Here is a 20,368-nt window from a genome sequence, read left to right as displayed (position 1 = left end):
ATCCGAGCGGAATCTCCTGTTGGACTGCTGGATCGATCTGCGAAAGCCTGGAGGCCGTCCCCCGGCCCCCTCCCCGCGGAGTCCTCTCCTATGTATCTGCCGTCCGCCGACCGCTACTCCGCCATGCCCTACCGGCGCACCGGCCGCAGCGGCCTCCTGCTGCCCGCGCTCTCCCTCGGCCTCTGGCACAACTTCGGCGGGGACCGTACCCCCGACGAGCAGGGCCGCATCCTGCGCCGCGCCTTCGACCTGGGCATCACCCACTTCGACCTGGCCAACAACTACGGCCCGCCGCCCGGCTCCGCCGAACTCACCCTGGGCCGTGCGCTCGCCGGCGACTTCGCCACGCTGCGCGACGAGATCGTCATCTCCACCAAGGCCGGCTACCACATGTGGGACGGCCCGTACGGGGAGTGGGGCTCGCGGAAGTACCTGCGCTCCTCCCTGGACCAGAGCCTCAAGCGCCTGGGCGTGGAGTATGTCGACATCTTCTACTCCCACCGCCCCGACCCCGACACCCCGCTCGAAGAGACCATGGGCGCGCTCGACACCGCCGTACGCCAGGGCAAGGCCCTCTACGTCGGCCTCTCCAACTACTCCGCCGAGCAGACCCGCGAGGCCGCCGCGATCCTCAAGGACCTCGGCACGCCCCTGCTCATCCACCAGCCCCGCTACTCGATGCTGGACCGCCGCCCCGAGGACGGGCTGCTCACCGTGCTGGACGAGCTGGGCGTCGGCTCCATCGCCTACTCCCCGCTGGAGCAGGGCATCCTCACCGACCGCTATCTGCACGGCATCCCGGCCGGCTCCCGGGCGGCGGGCGACAGCCCGTTCCTGACGTCCGACGCCCTCACGCCCCAGCTCGTGGAGCGGTTGCGCGCCCTGGACGCCGTCGCGAAGGAGCGCGGGCAGTCCCTCGCCCAACTCGCCCTGGCATGGGTGCTGCGCGGCGGCCGTCTCACCTCGGCCGTGGTCGGCGCGAGCAGCGTCACCCAGTTGGAGAACAGCGTGGAGGTCGTGCGGAACCTGGAGTTCACCGAGGAGGAGCTGACCCGGATCGAGGAGCTGCTGGCCGAGACCGGGACGGGCTGACACACACGGCCCGGCGGGGTGGGCTCAGGGCGCGACGCCCACTCCGTCGATCCGGCACCGGCTCATCCGACGGCGCCGTACGGCTCAGGCGCTGGCCCCGCCGTCGGTCACCAGGTCGTGGCCGACGACGAAGCTGGAGTCCTCCGAGGCCAGCCAGAGCACCGAGGCGACGATCTCATCGGTCCCGGCGAGGCGGCCGAGCGGGATGGTGCCGTTCAGCCGGGCGGCGCGGTCGGCCTCGCTCTCGCCGGGCAGGAAGGTCATCGGGGTGTCGGAGGCGCCGGGGCTGACCGCGTTGATACGGATGCCGTCCTTGATGTGGTCGAGCGCGGCGGCCCGGGTGAGGGTCGACACGGCGGCCTTGGAGGCCGCGTACGCGCCGGTGCCGGGGTAGCGCAGGTGGTAGCCGATGTTGGAGGCGGCGTTCACGATGGCGCCGCCGCCGTGCTCGCGCATGTGCTGGATCTCGTACTTCATGGACAGCATGACGCCGGTGAGGTTGACCGCGAGCTGGATGTGCCACTGCTTCTCGTCGATGTCGCCGGCGGGGCCGAGCGCGGCGAAGACGCCGGCGTTGTTGTGAGCGATGTGCAGGCCGCCGTGGCGGGCGACCGTGGTGCCGACCATCGCGCGCACGGATTCGGCGTCGGTCACGTCGACCGTGACGGCGCTCGCGGTGCCGCCCTCCCGCTCGATCAGCTCGACGGTGTGCGCGGCGTTCTCGGCGTGGAGATCGGCGACGACGACCGTGGCGCCCCGCTCGGCGAAGGCACGGGCGCTGCGGCGGCCGATGCCGGAGCCGGCTCCGGTGACGAGCGCGACCTTGCCGTGGAACGTTGCGGACATGCGAAGTCTCCTGACGCGAAAGGGGGGAGGGCGGAGCACCGCCGGGCGGAGCGCCAATGTTTCTGTGCCGACTGACACAGAAATCATGCACGGGCCTCTTCGGCAGGTCAAGGGATATATTTGACGTACGACACAGAAAGGTGGCCGGGCATGGCAGGCAGAGGCAGACCACGCGCCTTCGACCGCGACGAAGCGCTGCGCAAGGCGCTCGGGGTGTTCTGGGAACGCGGCTACCAGGCCACGTCGATGAGCGATCTGACCGCCGCCATGGGCATCAACTCGCCCAGCGTCTACGCGGCCTACGGCTCCAAGGAGAAGCTCTTCAGGGAGGCCGTCACCCTCTACACGGCGACCGAGGGCCGGTACACCCGCCGGGCCCTCGACGAGCAGCCCACCGCCCGCGCGGCCGTGGCCGCGATGCTCCAGGACAACGCCGCCGCCTACGCCGACCCGGCCACCCCGGCCGGCTGCCTCACCGTGCTCGCCGCCCCCGTCCCCGTACAGGAGAACTCCTCGGTCGCCGCGCACCTCGCCCGGATGCGCACGGAGGTCCGGGACCTGATCCGCCGACGGGTGGAACGGGGCATCGAGGACGGTGACGTACGGCCCGACGCGGACGCGGCGGCCATCGCGCACTTCTACAGTGCCGTGCTCAACGGCCTGTCCATCCAGTCCCGCGACGGCGTCGCCCTGCCCGGACTCCAGCAGGCGGTGGCCGGCGCCATGGCCGCCTGGGACGGCCTGGCCGCCCCCGCAGCCCTTACCGCCTCCACCGGCCCCGCCGCCCCGGCCGCCCCCGCCGCAGAGCCCACCGGAGGGACCTTCGGCGCACCGGAGGGGTGACAAGGGCACCCTCCCTGGCCCAGCCCGCCGCCGGGGCGTACGGTGTGGCGGCATGAAGATCCTCATCAGCGCCGACATGGAGGGCGCCACCGGAGTGACCTGGCCGGCCGACGTGCTGCCGGGCACCCCGCAGTGGGAGCGCTGCCGGCCGATGTTCACCTCCGACGTGAACGCGGCCGCCCTCGGCTTCTACGACGGCGGCGCCGACGAGGTCCTCGTCAACGAGGCTCACTGGTCGATGCGGAACCTGCTCCTGGAGCAACTGGACGACCGGGTCCAGATGCTCACCGGCAGGCACAAGTCGCTCTCCATGGTGGAGGGCATCCAGCACGGCGACGTGGACGGCATCGCCTTCGTCGGCTACCACACCGGGGCCGGTACGGAGGGGGTCCTCGCCCACACCTACCTCGCCAACTCCATCACCGGCGTCTGGCTCGACGGCGCCCGGGCGAGCGAGGGACTGCTCAACGCGCACGTGGCCGCCGAGTACGGCGTCCCCGTCGTCCTCGTCACCGGCGACGACCTGACCTGCGTGGACGCCGAGGGGTACGCGCCGGGGGCCCGCAAGGTCGCCGTCAAGGACTACGTATCGCGGTACGCGGCGGTGTGCCGCACCCCCGCCCGTACGGCGGCGGACATCCGGACGGCTGCGCGCGAAGCCGCCGCGCTGTCCGTCCGTCAGACCCCCGTGACCGGCGGGACCTACACCGTGGAGCTGGAGTTCGACGCCGAGCATCTGGCGGCCGCCGCGACCGTGGTGCCCGGCGTGGCGCCCAGCGGTGAGAGGCGCGTCGCCTACACCAGCGCGACGATGTACGAAGGTATCCGCACGTTCAAGGCCGTGACGACGATCGTGTCGTCCGCCGTGGAGGAGCAGTATGGCTGACGCCCCCGTCCCCACCGCCCCCGGCCCGCTCGGGCCCGTGGGCCGGCAGGCGCTCGACGAGGTGGTGACCTTCACCTCCGAGCTGATCCGGATCGACACCACCAACCGGGGCGGCGGCGACTGCCAGGAGCGCCCGGCGGCCGAGTACGTCGCCGAGCGGCTGGCCGGGGCCGGTCTCGAACCGGTGATGCTGGAGCGCACCCCCGGCCGGACCAACGTCGTCGCCCGCATCCCCGGCACCGACCCGTCGGCCGACGCGCTGCTCGTCCACGGCCACCTGGACGTGGTGCCCGCCGAACCCGCCGACTGGACCGTGCACCCGTTCTCCGGCGAGGTCCGCGACGGGGTGGTGTGGGGGCGCGGGGCCGTCGACATGAAGAACATGGACGCGATGATCCTCTCCGTCGTACGGGGGTGGGCCCGCGAAGGGTTCCGGCCGCCGCGCGACATCGTCATCGCCTACACCGCCGACGAGGAGGACAGTGCCGTCGACGGCTCCGGCTTCCTCGCCGACCAGCACCCGGAACTCTTCGAGGGGTGTACGGAAGGGATCAGCGAGTCCGGGGCGTTCACCTTCCACGCCGGGCAGGGCCTCTCCCTCTACCCGATCGCGGCGGGTGAGCGCGGCACCGGCTGGCTGAAGCTGACCGCCGAGGGCCGGGCCGGACACGGCTCCAAGGTCAACCGGGAGAACGCGGTGACCGCCGTCGCCGCCGCCGTCGCCCGGATCGGCGAGCACGAGTGGCCCGTCCGCCTCACCCCGACCGTCCGCGCCGCCATCACCGAGATCGCCGCCCTGCACGGCATCTCCGCCGACCTGGACGACCCCGCCTTCGACGTCCCCGAGCTCCTCGCCAAGCTCGGCCCGGCCGCCACGCTCGTCCAGAACACCGTCCGCAACAGCAGCAACCCGACGATGCTGGGCGCCGGTTACAAGGTCAACGTCATCCCGGGCCACGCCACCGCCTTCATCGACGGACGCTTCGTCCCCGGCGGCGAGGACGAGTTCCACGAGACCCTGGACCGCCTCACCGGCCCCCTCGTCTCCTGGGAGTTCTACCACCGCGAGCAGGCGCTCCAGGCTCCGGTCGACTCACCCACGTACGCCAAACTCCGCGCCGCCGTCGAGACGTTCGACCCGGGCGCGCACACCGTGCCGTACTGCATGTCGGGCGGCACCGACGCCAAGCAGTTCGCCAAGCTGGGCATCACCGGCTACGGCTTCTCGCCGCTCAAGCTGCCGCCGGGGATCGACTACCAGGCGCTCTTCCACGGTGTCGACGAGCGCGTCCCCGTGGACGCCCTCCACTTCGGCGTCCGTGTCCTCGACCACTATCTGCGCACCGCCTGACCAGCAGTGTCCTGACCCGTATCGTTCGACCGGACCCTGGGGGGACCTCCACCGTGAACACCGTGCCCGAAGCCCCGTACGGCTCCTGGCCGTCGCCGATCGACGCGGCCCTCGCCGCTTCGCACGACGGCCGCCCCGACCACCTCGGAACTGTCGGCGACGAGGTGTGGTGGACCGAGCCGCGCCCGGCCGAGGGCGGCCGCCGCGCCCTGGTGCGCCGCCGCCCGGACGGCACCACGGAGCCCGTGCTGCCCGCCCCGTGGAACCCGCGCAGCCGGGTGATCGAGTACGGCGGACAGCCCTGGGCCGGTACGGTGCGCGCGGAGGGCGGGCCGCTCGTCGTCTTCGTCCACTTCGCCGACCAGCGGCTGTACGCCTACGCCCCCGACGGGCCGGACGCGCCGTGGCCGCTCACCCCGCTCTCGGACGTCGGCGGCGGGCTGCGCTGGGTGGACCCGCAGGTGCGCCTGGACCGGGGCGAACAGGGCGAAGTGTGGTGCGTGCTGGAGGAGTTCACCGGGCCCGGGCCCACCGACGTGACCCGGGTGCTCGCCGCCGTACCGCTGGACGGCTCGGCCGCCGATGACCGCTCAGCCGTACGCGAACTCTCCGACGGGCAGCACCGGTTCGTCACCGGGCCCCGTGTCTCGCACGACGGGCGGCGGGCCGCCTGGATCGCCTGGGACCATCCCCGGATGCCGTGGGACGGCACGGTGGTGATGCTGGCGGAGATCACGGAGAGCGGTGAATTCACCGGCGTAAGGCCCCTGGTGGGCGATGTCGACGAGTCGGTGTGCCAGATCGAGTGGGACCGCGACGGCAGCCTCCTGTTCGTCTCCGACCTCGCCGGCTGGTGGGAGCTCCAGCGCATCCGCCCCGACGCCGTGGCCGGAGGAGCGGTGCCCAGCAGCCGTCTTCTGCCGCCCCGGGGCGAGGAGTTCGGCGGGCCGCTGTGGAAGATCGGGTTGCGCTGGTTCCATCCGCTGGAGAACGGGCTCATCGCCGTCCTGCACGGCCGGGGCTCCCAGCGCCTCGGCATCCTCGACCCGGAGACCGGCGAACTCGCCGACGTCCCCGGGCACCGGACCACCTGGGCCGACACCCTCGCCGTGCACGGCAGCCGGGTCATCGGCGTCGCGGCGAGCCCGCGCACCGGCTACGAGGTCGTGGAGCTGGACACGGTGACCGGGCGCACCCGCGTCATCGGATCGGCCCACCACGACGCCGTCGACCCGGCCTACCTCCCCGCATCCCAGGACCGGACCTTCACGGGCCCCGACGGCCGCGAGATCCACGCCCACATCTACCCGCCGCACCACCCCGAACGCACCGCGCCCGAAGGCGAACTGCCCCCGTACCTCGTCGCGGCGCACGGCGGACCCACCGGGCACGCACCGCTCGTCCTGGACCTGGAGATCGCCTACTTCACCTCGCGCGGCATCGGGGTCGCCGTCGTCAACTACGGCGGCTCCACCGGTTACGGCCGCCGCTACCGCGAACGGCTCCGCGAACAGTGGGGAGTTGTCGACGTGGCGGACTGCGCGGCCGTCGCCGACGCCCTGGTCGCCGAGGGGGCGGCCGACCCCGGACGGCTCGCGGTCCGGGGCGGCAGCGCGGGCGGCTGGACCACCGCGGCCTCGCTCATCTCCACCGACCGCTACGCCTGCGGCACGATCCTCTACCCGGTCCTGGACCTGGAGGGCTGGTCGACGGAGGGCACGCACGACTTCGAGTCGCAGTACCTGGAGTCCCTGATCGGACCGGCCGCCGAGGTGCCCGAGCGCTACCGCGACCGCGCGCCGATCAACGGCACCGACCGGCTCACCGCCCCGTTCCTGCTGCTCCAGGGGCTGGACGACCAGGTCTGCCCGCCCGCCCAGTGCGACCGGTTCCTGGCCGCCGTCGCGGGGCGTGGGGTGCCGCACGCGTACATCGCCTTCGAGGGGGAGGGGCACGGGTTCCGGCGGGCGGAGACCCTGATCCGGGCGCTGGAGGCCGAACTCTCCCTCTACGTACAGACTTTCGGTATCGACCGGGGCGATGTGCCGCCGCTGGAGCTGAGGAAGTGACGGCAGAGCCTTCCCGGGTGGCCTCTCCTTCGCGGCCGGCCCCCTTGACCCGGCCGCCCCGGCTGCGCCCCGGCGCGCGCGTCGCCGTCGTCGCACCCAGCGGCCCGGTCCCAGCCGACCGGCTGGAGGCGGGGCTCGGGGTACTGCGCGGCTGGGGCCTGGAACCTGTCGTGTTCCCCCATGTCCGTGACGTGCATCCGGAGTTGGACTACCTGGCGGGTAGGGACGCGGACCGGGCGGCCGATCTCCAGGCGGCCTGGTGCGATCCGTCCGTGGAGGCGGTGTTCTGCGCCCGGGGCGGGTACGGCGCGCACCGGATGGTGGACCTGCTCGACTGGGCGGCGATCCGGGCGGCCGGGCCCAAGGTGTTCGTCGGCTACAGCGACATCACCGTGCTGCACGAGGCGTTCGCCCTGCGGGCCGGGTTCGCCACCCTGCACGGCCCGATGGTGGCCACCGAGGCGTTCCTGAAGGACGCGGCCACCCGGGAACACCTGCGCGCCACCCTCTTCGAGCCGGAGACGGTCCTGACCCTCGGCCTGGACACGGCCGCCGCCCTGGTCCCCGGGCAGGCCCGGGGCATCCTGTACGGGGGCTGCGTCAGCCTGCTCGCCGCCACCGCCGGCACCCCGCACGCCCGGACCGGCGCCCGGGGCGGCCTCCTCGTCATCGAGGACACGGGGGAGGAGCCCTACCGCCTCGACGGCATCCTCACCCGGCTGCTGCGCTCCGGCGCCCTGGAGGGGCTGTCCGGGGTGGTCTGCGGCTCCTGGCAGGAGTGCGGACCGTACGAGAAGATCCGCGCCGTGCTGGCCGACCGGTTCGGCCCGCTGGGGATACCCGTGATCGAGGAGCTGGGGTTCGGTCACGGTCCGACCGCGCTGACGGTGCCGCTGGGGGTGCCCGCGGTGCTCGACGCCCCTGCGGACGGCGGCCGTTGCACGCTGACCGTCGAGACCCCCGCACTCCTCCAGCCCCGGGGCACTTCAGGTGCACCATCCGGGCATCCTTGTGTGAAGGTCCGTCAACAACCGCTGTCCTGAGCGTTGACACGGCTATGACACGTGTCACAGCATGAGCGCGGCCCAATACTTACCGGTCGGTAAGGTGTCCTCGGTGTGGAGGTCTTCGTGTCAGGTGCTGTTCTCCGCTTGCGCCACCCGCTCGTCGCGGTCGCGGGCGCTGCCCTCGCCGCCCCCCTCGTCCTCTCCGGCCCGGCCCACGCCGAAGCCGCCCCGTACACGGTCACCCCGCTGAAGTTCACCGTCCAGGCGGGCGGCCGCTCCTGTGTGGTCGACGCCGATCTCTACCGCCCCGCCGGCGTCGACGCGGAGAGCCCCGCCCCCGCCGTCCTCGCCACCAACGGCTTCGGCGGCTCCAAGTCCGACGGGTCGACCGACGCCATCGGCAAGGCCGTCGCCGCCCAGGGCTATGTCGGCCTCGTCTACTCCGGCCTCGGCTTCGGCAAGTCCGGCTGCCTGATCACCCTGGACGACCCCGCCATCGACGGAAAGGCCGCGAGCGGGCTCCTCGACTTCCTCGGTGGCACCCGGGCGGCCGACGACGGCACCCGTGCCGACTACGTCGTCCAGGACGGCGAGGGCGACCCGCGTGTCGGCATGATCGGCGGCTCCTACGGCGGCGCCATCCAGCTCGCCACCGCCTCCACCGACCCCCGCGTCGACGCCCTCGTCCCCCTCATCACCTGGAACGACCTCGCCTACGCGCTCGCCCCCAACAACACCGGCGCGCGCACCGGCGTCACCTCCGACACCCCCGGCGTCTTCAAATGGCAGTGGACCAACGGGTTCTACCTGATCGGCGAGGGCCAGCCGCTCCTCAACCCGAGCCTGGACCCCTCCCGCTTCAACCGGCTCGACTGCCTGCACTTCGCCGCCCAGGCCTGCGAGACCATCCGCCTCCTCAACTCGGGCCGCTACCCGGCCGACAAGGCCGACGCGATGCTCGCCTACGCCCGCAGCGTCTCGCCCGTCTCCTACCTGGACCGCGTCAAGGCCCCCACCCTCATCATCCAGGGCCAGGCCGACAGCCTCTTCAACCTCAACGAGGCCACCGCCACCTACAAGACCCTCAAGGCACAGGGCACCACCGCCAAGATGATCTGGCAGTCCTGGGGCCACAGCGGCGGCCTGGTCCCCGGCGAACTCGACCTGAGCGAAGGCGATCTGGAGACCAGTTACGTGGGCCGGCGGGTGCTCGCCTGGTTCGACCGGTACCTCCAGAAGAAGACGGACACCGACACCGGACCCGCGTTCTCCTACTACCGCTCCTGGCAGGACGGTTACGGCACGGCGGCCGAACTGCCGGCCCTGTCGCAGAAGATGTACCTCTCCGGCGACGGCAAACTCGTCGACAACCGCTCCAAGGTGGCCCGGGGCAGCCGCCACTACACCAACTGGCTGGTCCCGAGCAGCCATTCGGAGAGCTCGATCGCCCCGCTGATCGGACTGCCCGACCCCGAACCGTACGACACCAAGGGCACCTACCTCGGCTGGCGCAGCACCCCGCTCACCGCACCCCTCGACGTGGTCGGCGCCCCGAAGGCCACCCTGAAGGTTCTCTCGCCGAAGGCGGAGCGCGTCCAGAACAGCGGGGACGCCTCCGACAAGCTCGTCCTCTTCGCCAAGGTGTACGACGTCGCCCCCGACGGCACCAGGAAGCTGGTGAACCGCCTCGTCTCACCGGTCAGGGTCCCCGACGTCACCCGGCCCTTCACGGTGGAGCTGCCCGGCATCGTCCACCGGTACGAGAAGGGGCACCGTCTGGAGTTCGTGATCGCCGCCAGCGACACCGCGTACTTCGGCAACCGGGGCATCAAGCCCGTCACCGTGGTCAGCGCCCCCGAGGACACCGGTGTGCTGGAGCTCCCGGTGGTCCCGGCCGGCTGACCGCCCCCGTGCCCGCGTTCACCCGAACGGCCGAACATCACCGCCCCCCGGGTCCGGCGACGCCCCATGCTGGGGAACCCCGGGGGGCGGCGGCGGAAGGACCGGACCATGAGTCCCAAGGATGTGACGAGTGACGGCAGGCGCGGAGCCGGGCTGTGGACCCCGGGGCGCATCGCCGTCGCGGTGCTGGTCGTTCTGGCCATCGTGTTCATCTGCGTGAACACCCAGAAGGTCACCATCCGGGTGCTGATCCCCGAAGTGACCATGCCCCTCTGGCTGGCCCTGCTCGCGATGTTCCTGATCGGTCTGGTCTCCGGCGGCTACCTGTTCCGCCGGAAGGGCAAGTGACGCCTCGGAAAAGCAGGTGACGCCCGGGCGGCCCACGGGAGCGCCCCCCGACGGCCGCTCGTACCCGTCGTACGCTGGGACGATGCCCGATCCGAACGGTCACCCGACGCCGACGCCGACCGCCCCTTACCTCGCCGAAGGCCCGCGCACGGCCCTGCGGCGCTTCACCGAGGCCGACGCGGCGGAGTTCACCGCCCGCGCCCGGGAGAGCCGCGCCCACCACCGCCCCTGGCTCTTCCCGCCGGAGCGGACCGACACCTACGCCGCGTACGCCGGAGCGCTCGCCCGCGACCCGGCGCGCGAGGGGTTCCTGGTCGTGGAGCGCGGCGGGAGTGGGGCGGACGGCGAGGGTAGCGAGGGGGTTCCGGGCGGGCCCATCGCCGGATTCATCAACATCAACAACATCGTCCTCGGCGGCTTCCGCTGCGGCGCCCTCGGTTACGGGGCCTTCGCCCACGCGGCCGGGCGCGGCCTGATGGGCGAGGCGCTCGGCCTCGTCATGGACCTGGCCTTCGGGCCGCTCGGCCTGCACCGCCTGGAGGCCAACATCCAGCCCGGCAACGCGGCCTCCATCGCCCTGGTTCGGCGGGCCGGATTCCGCCTGGAGGGGTTCTCGCCCGACTTCCTCCACATCGACGGCGCCTGGCGCGACCACGAACGCTGGGCGATCACGGCACCGGACGCCCAGGCCGCCCAGGGCTCGTAACCCCCTTGAGGGCGCGTGGAGCGGCGGCGAGGATGGACCGCATGCGTACCATCGTGGTCCTCGACGCCCCCTCCAACCTGGGCCTCCGGCCCCCTGCCCCCGGCACCGTACCCGGCTGCTACAAGCTGGCGGGCGCCCTGCGCGAGCAGCGGATCGTGCAGCGGATCGGCGCGCTGGAAGGCGGAGTCGTGGTGCCGCCCCGCTACGACCGAGGCGACTGGCAGGCGGGCGACGGGGTCTTCAACGCCGCCGCCATCGCCCGGTACACCCGCACCCTCGCCGACCGCATCGAAGGACACGTACGGGCGGGGGAGTTCGCCCTGGTCCTCGGCGGTGACTGCTCCATCCAGCTCGGCGCGGCCCTCGCCCTGCGCCGCCTCGGCCGGTACGGGCTCGCGGCCGTCGACGGTTCCGCCGACTTCCGGCACGTGGGCAACAGCCCCCACGTCGGGGCCGCGGGCGGGGAGGAGCTGGCCATCGCCACCGGGCGCGGCCAGGCGGACCTCAGCGACCTCGAAGGGCTCCGGCCCTACCTCAAGGACGAGGACGTCCGCCTCTTCGGCATGCGGGACGAGGACGAGGACCAGGCCGAGCTGGCCGCGCTGAAGATCCCCCACGCGACCGTCGGCCAGATCCGCGCGTGGGGCGCCGCCGAGCTGGCCCGGGCCACCGTCGAGAGCCTGGAGATCCCCGCACTCGACGGCTACTGGGTCCACCTGGACGCCGACGTCCTCGACCCGAGCGTCATGCCCGCCGTCGACAGTCCCGACGACGGCGGGCTCATGCCCGACGAACTCGCTCCGCTGCTGCGGGCGTTGGTCTCATCGCGGCGCTGCGTCGGGCTCAACGTCACCATCTACGACCCGGACCTCGACCCGGACGGCACCGCGGGCGCCCTGCTCGCCGACCTGGTCGTCGGAGCGCTCGCACCGGCCTGAGCGCACCGGCCTGACGCGGCTGCCCGAAGGCACCGGCCCGAAGGCACCGGCTTGATGCACCGGCCTGAGGCGGCTGCCCCGGGCCGGTGGGTCAGACCGTCACGTTCCGGTCCACGTACTCGAAGACCGAGCCGTCCGGGTGCAGCGCGATCAGATTGCGGCCCGCCGGGGTCGGCACCGGCCCCGCCACGATCCGGGCGCCCGCCCGGGTCAGCGCCGCGTTCGCCTCGTCGACGTCCTTCACGGCGATGGTCGCGCTCACCTTCCGCAGCACCTCCAGCTCCGACTCGGGCCCGCTCATCAGCAGGAAGCAGCCGATCGCGGCGACCGACACCCCGCCGCGCTCGAAGCGCTGGGCCGGGGTGCCGGTCAGGCCCTGGTAGAAGGCGACCGAGGCCTCCAGGTCGTCGACGCAGATACGCAGCGTGGTTCCGAGGATCTCCATGCGTACGAGGGTAGTTGGCGTCCGCCACGCGCGTGATCGATTCCGGTCCGATCCCGCCCGCTCCGGCCCGCTCCGCTCCGGTCCGCCGGAATCCTGCTCACCCCCGGCAGAGCACCTCGCCGTGCGGGACCATGAAGCAGCCGTCGACCTCCTCGCCCCAGCCGCGCCACGTGGCCGCGATGGCCGTCAGCTGTTCGGTGCTCGCATGGCCGCCCTGTACGGCCAGTTCGGCGTAGACCGAGGCCGTCGTACGGTCCGCCCACAGCCCGCTCCACCAGGCGCGGGTCTCCGGGGTGGCGAAACACCAGGCGGCGGCGGTGGGGGTGATGTCGGTGAACCCGGCCTGCCGCGCCCAGGAGAGGAGCATCCGTCCGGCGTCCGGCTCGCCCCCGTTGGCGCGGGCCACCCGGCGGTACACCTCCTGCCACTCCGCCAGCCCCGGCGTCTCGGGGTACCAGGCCATCGCCGCGTAGTCGCTGTCGCGCGCCGCCACCACTCCGCCGGGCCGGCAGACGCGCCGCATCTCGCGCAGCGCCTGGACCGGGTCGCCCACATGCTGGAGGACCTGGTGGGCGTGGACGACGTCGAAGGAGTCGTCGGGGAAGTCCAGGGCGTGGACGTCGGCGACCGCGAACTCGACGTTGTCCAGACCGCGTTCGGCGGCCACGGCGGCCGCCTGCTCCAGGATGCCGGGGCCGGTGTCGACGGCGGTCACCCGGCCCGGCGCGACCAGGGCGGCCAGGTCCGCGGTGATGGTGCCGGGTCCGCAGCCCACATCCAGCACCGCCATGCCGGGCCGGAGTTCACCGAGCAGGTAGGCCGCCGAGTTGGCGGCGGTCCGCCAGCGGTGCGAACGCAGCACCGACTCGTGGTGGCCGTGGGTGTAGACGGCGGTCTCTTTCGGCAGGGCAGCGTCCGGCATGGCGGCGTCCTCTCTCGGTACGGCGGTTGCGCGCTGCGACCACCGTACGCCGCCATGTCGGATGGTGAGATGGATGTCTTGAGATACGGACAACGCGTGATGGCTACACCGGCATCGGGCAGTAGACCGTCAGGGCCTCCGGCAGCTTGTCGATCAGCAACTCGGTTCCGGAGTGGGCCACTTCACCGTCGTACGCGTACGGCGTCCCCGGTGCCAGCCCGGCGATCCGCACCCGGCGCCGCCGCACCGCCGCGTGTGCGGGGGAGCGGGTCAGAGGTCCGGCCACCGCCGCCGCCAGCATCCGGAGCCCCGGGCCCCGGCCGCCGTGCACCACCCGCACGTCCAGCAGCCCGTCCGCCAGATTGTGGCGTCGGCCGGGCGCCGGGCCGACCCGCTGGAAGAGGCCGTTGCCGACGAAGAGCAGCCACAACGGGCGCCTGCGGCCCTGGAGTTCGGCCTCCAGCGGGCGCTGGCCGCGCAGGACGTGGAGGGCGGCGAGCACCCCGGCCGGCCAGCCGCCGATCCGGGACGACCAGTGCTCCCGGGTCCGTACGAGCTCCGGATAGGCGCCCAGGCTGAAGGCGTTGAGGAAGTAGCCGTCCGCCCCGTCGGGCCCGTTCGGGCCGGGGCGGAACCGGCCGAGGTCGACCCGTATGGCATCGCCCGCCGTGAGCGCCGCCGCCGCTTCCTGGACCGTCTCGATGCCCAGGTCGTAGGCGAAGTGGTTGAGGGTCCCGCCGGGGAAGACGGCCAGCGGCATCCCGTGCGTCGCCGCGACGGAGGCCGCCAGATTCACCGTGCCGTCGCCCCCGCAGACCCCCAGGGCCCGGCCCCGGCCCGCCGCCTTCTCCATGGCGGTGGACAGGTCGGCGGGCGCGCACTCCACGACCTCCGCCAGCGGCAGCGCCTGGCGCACCAGCGACGCGGTCGCGGTGGCCGTGCCGGAGGCCTGGTTCACCACCACCACGAGCCCTTTGCCGGCGGGCAGGGCGGGCGCCTCACCGGGCGGGCGGCCGGGCGCCGGGAGCTGGCCCCGGGTCGGGACGACCCCGCGCAGGGCGAACGCGGCTCCTACGCCGAGTGCGGCCCCGGCCAGGACATCGCTCGGATAGTGGACCCCCGTGTAGACGCGGGAGGCGGCCACCGCGACCGCCACGGGGGCGACGACGGCGCCCCAGCCCTTCGACTCCAGGGCGACCCCGGTGGCGAAGGCCGCGGCCGAGGCCGCGTGGCCGGAGGGGAAGGAGGTGGTCACCGGCTGCCGCTTGAGCTGCCGCATGACCGGCACCTGATCGAGTATCGGCCGCTGCCGGCGGACCGCGCCCTTGCCGACGGTGTTGATAGCCGCCGAGGCGACGGCCAGCGACGCGACCCCGCGCAGGGCGGCCCGGCGGGACCGCGCACTGGAGCCGAGGGCCGCGATGCCGACCGCCGTCCCGAACCAGAGGAGCCCGTGGTTGGCGCTCCGGCTGAGCTGGGGCAGGAGCGGATCCGCGCCGGGCCAGTGGCGGTCCGCGACGCTGTGGAAGACGGCGAGATCCCGTCCCTGCAGCCAGCCGCGCCACCGTTTGGTGACGGAGGAGGTGTTCGAGAGGTGCGATGACGACATGGGCGACATGGCTCAGCGAATACCCGGCCGTCCGCCGATGAACCAGCAGGCGCGCTGAGAGCCTCACCACGCGACGCCGGCCACCGGCACAACGGCCCAAGGCTCGCCCGGCTGCGCACGTGGGCGGGCGGCCGGCTCCGAATCTCCGTATAAAGGGTCCGGAGAGTGCCCCGGAGCCGTGGAAAGCGGAGGAGGCCGGAATGCACGAGGACCACGGGCCCGTCCGCTACGGCCCGCCCGCCCCGGACCCCGGCCTCCCGGTCCTCCCCGAACTGGCCGCCGTCCTCGCCGCCGCGGCCGACCGCACCCGCCCCGAGCCGCCCGGCGGCGGCCGCACCCTGCGCGAGGCGGCCTGCGGCTACTGGGACCGGCGCGGGCTCCACGGCGGGCCCGAGAACATCGTGGCCGCCCCCGGCGACCAGCCGCTCCTTCTCGCCCTGATCGCCGCGCACGGGGGCGACGTCCTCATGCCCCGCCCCTGCCCGGCCACCTGGATGCCGCAGGCCCGGCTGCTCGGCCGGCCCGCCTACCAGGTGCCGACGCCCGCCGAGTGCGGCGGCATCCCGGACCCGTACGCCCTGCTGGAGACCGTGCGCCGGGTACGGGCCGAGGGCGGCCGGCCGAAGCTGCTGGTGCTCTCCGTCGCCGACGACCCCACCGCCACCGTCGCCCCGCCCGAGCTGGTGCGGGAGGCCTGCGAGGCGGCGGTCGGCGAGGGCATGCACATCATCAGCGACGAGACCTGGCGCGACACCGTGCACCGGCCCCGCGACACCGTCCTGCTCAGCCCCGCCGAGATGTGCCCCGACGACGTCACCGTCATCAGCGACCTCTGCGGCGCCTTCACCCCCGCCGCCTGGCCGGTCGCCGTCGCCCGCTTCCCGGCGACCGCGCGGGGAGCCGTACGCCGGGCCCGCACGCTGGACGTCCTGACCGCGCTGGGCGCCCTGGTCGCCGGCCCGCTCGCGCCCGCCGCCGCCCACGCCCTCGCCGAGCCGGAGGCCGTACGGGAGCGGATCCGGCAGGCCGCCGGGCTCCAGGCCCACGTGGCCGCCGCCGCCCACCGTGCGGTCCTCTCCTCCGGAGCCCTGGCCCGGCCCCCGCAGGCAGGCCGCCACCTGTACGCGGACCTCGGGCCGCTCCGCTCCCGGCTGGCCGAGCTGGACGTCACGGACTCGATGGAACTGGAGGAGCACCTCACCGACCGGCTCGGCGCCCCGACCCCGGGCGGCCACCGCTTCGGCGACGAGCTGGGAGCGCTGCGCGTACGGCTGGGAACCGGACCGCTGCTGGGGGCCACCCCCGAGGAGCAGCGGGAGTCCCTCACGGCGGCGGAGCCGCTGGAGCTGCCGCATGTCCAGCGGGCGCTGGACCGGTTCGCGGCGGTCTTCGGCGAGCTGCGGTGAGGTGTGCCCTCGCGGGAAGGCGGAGACCTCAGCCCGTCGCGTCGCCCGTCCCCCCGTGCCCGAACCGCGCCCGCAGCTTCCGCCACACCGCCGGAGCCGCGCTGATCACCACGGTCAGCGCCACCGCCGCCACCACGCCCTGCCACGGCTCCGGGAAGAGCGAACCGCCCAGGATCCCGATCAGCTGGTAGGTCGCCGCCCACGCCAGACACGCCGGCACATCGCCCCGGGCGAACGTCTTCAGCGGCATCTTCCCCAGCAGGCAGGCCAGCATCACCGGGATCCGCCCGGCCGGCACCAGCCGGGACAGGATCAGTACCGTCCCGCCGTGCTCCTCCAGCTTCTCCTGCGCCTGCGCCAGCCGCTCCGGCGCCGCACGGCGGGTGAGCGCCGCCAGCCACTTCGACCCGTGCTCCGAGCGCACCCCCCGCTGCCCGAGCCAGTACAGACAGATATCGCCCAGGAACGCCGCCCCCGACGCCACCGCGAACACGAGGAGCAGCGAGAGGGGCGACGCCTGGTGGAACGCCACCACCGCCGCCGAACTCACCAGCGCCCCCGTCGGGATCACCGGCACCAGCGAGCCCAGCGCCACCAGGAGGAACAGCGTCGGGTAGCCCACGGCCTGCTGGGTCGACTCGGTGGGCAGCGCCCCCACCACCGTTTCGAGCTCCGGGATCACCGGCGGGCCTCCGGCCGGACCCGCTCGCCGTGCGACAGCAGGTGCACCGCCACCTCGGGCGCCCGGATGCCCGCCTGCCGGACGAACTCGTCGCCCGGCCCGTGGAACTCGTGCGGCCGCACCCCGTCCAGCCCGATCGGCCAGTACGTGCCGAAATGCACCGGCACTGCCGAGCGCGGCTCCAGCAGGGTCAGCGCCTCGGCGGCGCGGGACGGGTCCAGATGGCCGTGCCCGAGATACGGGCCCCAGCCGCCCACCGGCAGCAGCGCCACATCCACCGCGCCCACCGCCTTGGCCATCTCGTCGTAGAGCCCGGTGTCCCCGGCGAAGTACGTCCGCGCCTCGCCCTCGACGACGTAACCGAGCGCGGGCACCTTGTGCGGCCCGACCGGCAGCCGCCGCCCGTCGTGGAGCGCCGGAACCGCCCGTACCCGCACCTCGCCGACGCGGACCTCATCTCCCGCCCGCACCTCGGTGACGGTCAGCCGCCGCTTCCGGAGCAGCACGCGCAGCCCGGGTACGGCCGCGACCGCGCCGCTCGGCACGATGAGCCGGGTGCCGGGGGCCAGCCGGGACAGCGACGGCAGATGCAGGTGGTCGGAGTGCAGATGCGAGACCAGCACCACCTCGGCCTGCGCGGCCTGCGGCGGCGGGACCTCGCCCCGGCGGCGGCGCAGATGCGCGAAGCGCCGTACGAACAGGGGGTCGGTCAGCACCCGCACCCCGGAGTCCTCGATCGTGCAGGTGGCATGACCCCACCAGGTGACCTCCACCGGCACGTCCCGCCTCCTCGCTCGGCCGCCGCTCGGCCTTCCGTGACCCGCTGCCCCGGAGCGCCCCGCCCACACCTGTACGAAGAGCGCCGCCACCACGAGCCTATGCGCCCCCGGCACCTCGCCACGACCACCCCCTGACCGGGCCCGACGCTGTGAAAAGCTGGGGAGCGGGCTTGACCGACGGGTCCGCAGCGGAGAAGGCATGAGGTGGACCGGCGTGGACGAGCGAAGACGGCGTGCGCCGGGGCGGCGTACGGCGCGATGGCGTAGGGCGGGCGGCGCGCTGATGCGGGTCGTCGCGGTCTGGGCGGTCTCCACGCTCACCATGCTCGCGCTCGCCGGGATCCTGCCCGACTTCCAGCTCCAGTCCGACGACGGCGACACCATCACCCGTACCGCCTTCACGGCGGCCTGGGGCGCGGGGGCGTTCGGCCTGCTCTCCGCGCTGGTGTGGCCCGTCCTGGTCCGGGCCCTGCTCATCGTGCCCGCGCTCGTCATGGGCGCGCTGGTCTTCTTCCTCAACGGCTCGCTGCTGCTGGTCGCGGTGCGCCTCATCCCGGACGGGCGCGGTGAGGCCGCCCCGGAGACCGCCGTCCTCGTCGCCGCCGTGATGTCCGCCGTCGCCTCCGCCACCTCCACCGCGCTCGCCGTCCGCGACGACGAGGCCTACCGCCGCAGGCTCTCCCGCCTCGCCGACCGGCGCCGCCGGCGCGGTTCCCCGGACATCGTGGGACCCGACCGCGACGCACCGCCCGGCACGCTCTTCCTCCAGCTCGACGGCGTCGGCCACGACGTCCTGGTGCAGGCCGCCGCCGGCGGGCTCATGCCGACCGTCGCCGGCTGGCTCGCCGACTCCTCCGGACACCGCCTCACCCCCTGGCGCACCGACTGGTCCAGCCAGACCGGCGCCAGCCAGCTCGCCATCCTGCACGGCTCCAACCACGACATCCCCGCCTTCCGCTGGTACGAGAAGGAGACCGGCACCGTCATGGTCTCCAGCCGCCCCGCCAGCGCCCTGGAGATGCAGCGCCGCGCCATAGCCCGCACCCGGGACGGCGGCCTGCTCACCATCGACGGCGCCAGCCGCGGCAACCTCTTCAGCGGCGGCGCCGGACAGCTCGCCCTGGTCCTCTCCATGGCCGCCCGGCTCGGCAAGGGCCGACGCTCCCGCTCCGGGTACTTCGCCTACTTCTCCGACCCGGCCAACGCCGTCCGCACCGCCCTCTCCTTCGCCGCCGAGGTCGGCCGCGAGATCGGCCAGTCGACCCGGGCCCGCGCCCGCAAGGTCACCCCCCGGGTCAAGCGCGGCGGCCTCTACCCCTTCATCCGGGCCTTCGCCACCGTCGTCGAACGCGATGTCGTCGTCTCCGCCGTCATCGGCGACATGTTCGCCGGACGCACCGCCGTCTACGCCGACCTGGTCGCCTACGACGAGGTCGCCCACCACTCCGGACCGCACAGCCGCGACGCCGGGAAGGTCCTCCAGCGCCTCGACCGCTCGCTCGCGCTCATCGCCAAGATCGCCGACCACACCCCGCGTACGTACCGGATCGTGCTCCTCTCCGACCACGGCCAGAGCCCCGGCGAGACGTTCGCCGCACGGTACGGGCTCACGCTCAAGGACCTCGTACGGGCCGGCTGCGGGCTCCCCGTGCCGCGCCGGGCCCGTGGCACGCACAGCGCGTCCGAGGCACGCGACGCGGTCCGGATCGCCCTGCACCGCCCGCCCGTGGCGGTGGAACCGGAGGCCGAGCAGGCGGCCAAGCACTCCGAACCCATCGTGCTGGCCTCCGGCAACCTCGGCCTGGTCTCCTTCCCCGACCTGGAGGGGCGCGCCTCACGCGAGCAGATCGACCGCCGCAACCCGGCCCTCCTCTCCACGCTCGCCAACCACCCCGGGATCGGCTTCCTCCTCGTCCGCAGCGAGGAACACGGCTCCGTGGTGATGGGACCGGGCGGGACCGAGGTCCCCGTCGCCGAACTGGCCGACGGCGAGGGGCCGCTCGCCGTCTTCGGCACCGGCGCGGCCGCCGCCGTACGGCGCACCGACACCTTCCCGCACGTCGCCGACATCATGGTCAACTCCATGTACGACCCCGAGACGGGCACCGTGCACGCCTTCGAGGAGCAGATCGGCTCGCACGGCGGGCTGGGCGGTGAGCAGTCCCGGCCGTTCCTGCTCTGGCCGCGCGGCATGACGGACCCGCTGGACATCGTGGCCGCCGAGGCGGCGGAGGGCGCGCCGACCCCGCCGGGCGGCGGGCTGGTGGGGGCCGAGGCGGTGCACCGGGTGCTGAACCGCTGGCTGTTGGAGTTCTCCGGGCCTCAGGTACCGGTGAGCATGGAGGGCTTCACGGGAGCCGTCCGGGCGGACGAGCCGTTCTCGGCGGAGGGCCCGGTGGATGGTCCGGTGGGAGGGACCGTCGACGGTCAGGGGCCGGCTGGTGTCCCGGGGCCGGACGTGCGTCGCACGGCGCCGGTGCTCCGCGAGATCCCGCTGCCGGAGACACCGGGCTGAGTGGGCGGTGCCGCGCTGAGCA

At 73.6% G+C, this 20,368-nt stretch carries 18 protein-coding genes; 12 read left to right on the top strand and 6 right to left on the bottom strand.

The window, feature by feature from the left end:
* Window positions 1-90 precede the first annotated feature (90 nt).
* On the top strand, window positions 91-1,092 hold the full coding sequence (locus tag ACFWRT_RS29395) for an aldo/keto reductase (protein ID WP_380951968.1): 1,002 nt from the start codon (window positions 91-93) through the stop codon (window positions 1,090-1,092).
* An 84-nt stretch (window positions 1,093-1,176) separates the two neighbouring features.
* Here the strand turns inward: ACFWRT_RS29395 and ACFWRT_RS29390 are convergent, their stop codons facing one another.
* Window positions 1,177-1,938, bottom strand: a complete 762-nt coding sequence (locus tag ACFWRT_RS29390) for an SDR family NAD(P)-dependent oxidoreductase (RefSeq protein ID WP_380951967.1) — start codon at window positions 1,936-1,938, stop codon at window positions 1,177-1,179.
* A gap of 150 nt (window positions 1,939-2,088) precedes the next feature.
* On the opposite strand from ACFWRT_RS29390, the gene ACFWRT_RS29385 reads away from it, so the two are divergent.
* The 9 genes from ACFWRT_RS29385 to ACFWRT_RS29345 all read left to right on the top strand — a co-directional run bounded on the left by ACFWRT_RS29385 (window position 2,089) and on the right by ACFWRT_RS29345 (window position 11,988).
* A complete protein-coding gene (locus ACFWRT_RS29385) occupies window positions 2,089-2,781 on the top strand; it encodes a TetR/AcrR family transcriptional regulator (protein WP_380951966.1) in 693 nt (230 codons plus the stop codon).
* A gap of 52 nt (window positions 2,782-2,833) precedes the next feature.
* Complete coding sequence (locus tag ACFWRT_RS29380; protein ID WP_380951965.1) at window positions 2,834-3,667, top strand: M55 family metallopeptidase; 834 nt, start codon at window positions 2,834-2,836, stop codon at window positions 3,665-3,667.
* A complete protein-coding gene (locus ACFWRT_RS29375) occupies window positions 3,660-5,018 on the top strand; it encodes a M20/M25/M40 family metallo-hydrolase (RefSeq protein WP_380951963.1) in 1,359 nt (452 codons plus the stop codon). Before ACFWRT_RS29380 ends, ACFWRT_RS29375 begins: the two co-directional genes overlap by 8 nt.
* Before the next feature lie 53 nt (window positions 5,019-5,071).
* The gene (locus ACFWRT_RS29370) at window positions 5,072-7,087 is read left to right on the top strand and encodes a prolyl oligopeptidase family serine peptidase (RefSeq protein ID WP_380951962.1); all 2,016 of its coding nucleotides are present in this window, start codon (window positions 5,072-5,074) and stop codon (window positions 7,085-7,087) included.
* Window positions 7,084-8,130 (top strand): S66 peptidase family protein, encoded by a 1,047-nt coding sequence (locus ACFWRT_RS29365; protein WP_380951961.1) that lies wholly within the window; start codon window positions 7,084-7,086, stop codon window positions 8,128-8,130. Before ACFWRT_RS29370 ends, ACFWRT_RS29365 begins: the two co-directional genes overlap by 4 nt.
* Before the next feature lie 108 nt (window positions 8,131-8,238).
* Window positions 8,239-9,996, top strand: a complete 1,758-nt coding sequence (locus tag ACFWRT_RS29360; protein ID WP_380952014.1) for a CocE/NonD family hydrolase — start codon at window positions 8,239-8,241, stop codon at window positions 9,994-9,996.
* Window positions 9,997-10,104: 108 nt separating this feature from the next.
* The gene (locus ACFWRT_RS29355) at window positions 10,105-10,344 is read left to right on the top strand and encodes a LapA family protein (RefSeq protein WP_380951960.1); all 240 of its coding nucleotides are present in this window, start codon (window positions 10,105-10,107) and stop codon (window positions 10,342-10,344) included.
* 82 nt (window positions 10,345-10,426) lie between these two features.
* Window positions 10,427-11,050, top strand: coding sequence for a GNAT family N-acetyltransferase (locus tag ACFWRT_RS29350; RefSeq protein ID WP_380951959.1), 624 nt, complete (start codon window positions 10,427-10,429; stop codon window positions 11,048-11,050).
* 41 nt (window positions 11,051-11,091) lie between these two features.
* Window positions 11,092-11,988 carry an arginase family protein gene (locus ACFWRT_RS29345; protein WP_380951957.1) on the top strand — a complete coding sequence of 299 codons (897 nt, stop codon included), beginning with the start codon at window positions 11,092-11,094 and terminating at the stop codon, window positions 11,986-11,988.
* Between the two features lie 91 nt (window positions 11,989-12,079).
* Here the strand turns inward: ACFWRT_RS29345 and ACFWRT_RS29340 are convergent, their stop codons facing one another.
* The 3 genes from ACFWRT_RS29340 to ACFWRT_RS29330 form a co-directional block, all read right to left on the bottom strand.
* Complete coding sequence (locus ACFWRT_RS29340) at window positions 12,080-12,433, bottom strand: VOC family protein (RefSeq protein WP_109980288.1); 354 nt, start codon at window positions 12,431-12,433, stop codon at window positions 12,080-12,082.
* 97 nt (window positions 12,434-12,530) lie between these two features.
* Window positions 12,531-13,340, bottom strand: a complete 810-nt coding sequence (locus tag ACFWRT_RS29335; RefSeq protein ID WP_380952013.1) for a class I SAM-dependent methyltransferase — start codon at window positions 13,338-13,340, stop codon at window positions 12,531-12,533.
* Window positions 13,341-13,458: 118 nt separating this feature from the next.
* Complete coding sequence (locus tag ACFWRT_RS29330) at window positions 13,459-14,973, bottom strand: bifunctional phosphatase PAP2/diacylglycerol kinase family protein (protein WP_380951956.1); 1,515 nt, start codon at window positions 14,971-14,973, stop codon at window positions 13,459-13,461.
* 191 nt (window positions 14,974-15,164) lie between these two features.
* On the opposite strand from ACFWRT_RS29330, the gene ACFWRT_RS29325 reads away from it, so the two are divergent.
* A complete protein-coding gene (locus ACFWRT_RS29325; protein ID WP_380951955.1) occupies window positions 15,165-16,370 on the top strand; it encodes an aminotransferase class I/II-fold pyridoxal phosphate-dependent enzyme in 1,206 nt (401 codons plus the stop codon).
* Between the two features lie 28 nt (window positions 16,371-16,398).
* On the opposite strand, the gene ACFWRT_RS29320 is transcribed toward ACFWRT_RS29325, so the two are convergent.
* Window positions 16,399-17,052, bottom strand: a complete 654-nt coding sequence (locus tag ACFWRT_RS29320) for a DedA family protein (RefSeq protein WP_380951953.1) — start codon at window positions 17,050-17,052, stop codon at window positions 16,399-16,401.
* Window positions 17,049-17,831 (bottom strand): MBL fold metallo-hydrolase, encoded by a 783-nt coding sequence (locus ACFWRT_RS29315; protein WP_380951952.1) that lies wholly within the window; start codon window positions 17,829-17,831, stop codon window positions 17,049-17,051. The genes ACFWRT_RS29320 and ACFWRT_RS29315 overlap by 4 nt, the downstream gene beginning before the upstream one ends.
* 283 nt (window positions 17,832-18,114) lie before the next feature.
* On the opposite strand from ACFWRT_RS29315, the gene ACFWRT_RS29310 reads away from it, so the two are divergent.
* Complete coding sequence (locus tag ACFWRT_RS29310) at window positions 18,115-20,346, top strand: phage holin family protein (protein ID WP_380952012.1); 2,232 nt, start codon at window positions 18,115-18,117, stop codon at window positions 20,344-20,346.
* Window positions 20,347-20,368 lie beyond the last annotated feature (22 nt).

Origin of the sequence: Streptomyces cyaneofuscatus, from assembly GCF_042718795.1 — a bacterium.
Taxonomy (GTDB): domain Bacteria; phylum Actinomycetota; class Actinomycetes; order Streptomycetales; family Streptomycetaceae; genus Streptomyces; species Streptomyces cyaneofuscatus_A.
Note: the sequence above shows the minus strand (reverse complement) of the source record. Positions and strands in the feature narration are given on the sequence as shown.

Coding starts and splice junctions, on each gene's coding strand:
- ACFWRT_RS29395 (WP_380951968.1), top strand. CDS start 91: ATGTATCTGCCGTCCGCCGACCGCTACTCCGCCATGCCCTACCGGCGC.
- ACFWRT_RS29390 (WP_380951967.1), bottom strand. CDS start 1,938: ATGTCCGCAACGTTCCACGGCAAGGTCGCGCTCGTCACCGGAGCCGGC.
- ACFWRT_RS29385 (WP_380951966.1), top strand. CDS start 2,089: ATGGCAGGCAGAGGCAGACCACGCGCCTTCGACCGCGACGAAGCGCTG.
- ACFWRT_RS29380 (WP_380951965.1), top strand. CDS start 2,834: ATGAAGATCCTCATCAGCGCCGACATGGAGGGCGCCACCGGAGTGACC.
- ACFWRT_RS29375 (WP_380951963.1), top strand. CDS start 3,660: ATGGCTGACGCCCCCGTCCCCACCGCCCCCGGCCCGCTCGGGCCCGTG.
- ACFWRT_RS29355 (WP_380951960.1), top strand. CDS start 10,105: ATGAGTCCCAAGGATGTGACGAGTGACGGCAGGCGCGGAGCCGGGCTG.
- ACFWRT_RS29350 (WP_380951959.1), top strand. CDS start 10,427: ATGCCCGATCCGAACGGTCACCCGACGCCGACGCCGACCGCCCCTTAC.
- ACFWRT_RS29345 (WP_380951957.1), top strand. CDS start 11,092: ATGCGTACCATCGTGGTCCTCGACGCCCCCTCCAACCTGGGCCTCCGG.
- ACFWRT_RS29340 (WP_109980288.1), bottom strand. CDS start 12,433: ATGGAGATCCTCGGAACCACGCTGCGTATCTGCGTCGACGACCTGGAG.
- ACFWRT_RS29330 (WP_380951956.1), bottom strand. CDS start 14,973: ATGTCGCCCATGTCGTCATCGCACCTCTCGAACACCTCCTCCGTCACC.
- ACFWRT_RS29325 (WP_380951955.1), top strand. CDS start 15,165: ATGCACGAGGACCACGGGCCCGTCCGCTACGGCCCGCCCGCCCCGGAC.
- ACFWRT_RS29310 (WP_380952012.1), top strand. CDS start 18,115: ATGCGGGTCGTCGCGGTCTGGGCGGTCTCCACGCTCACCATGCTCGCG.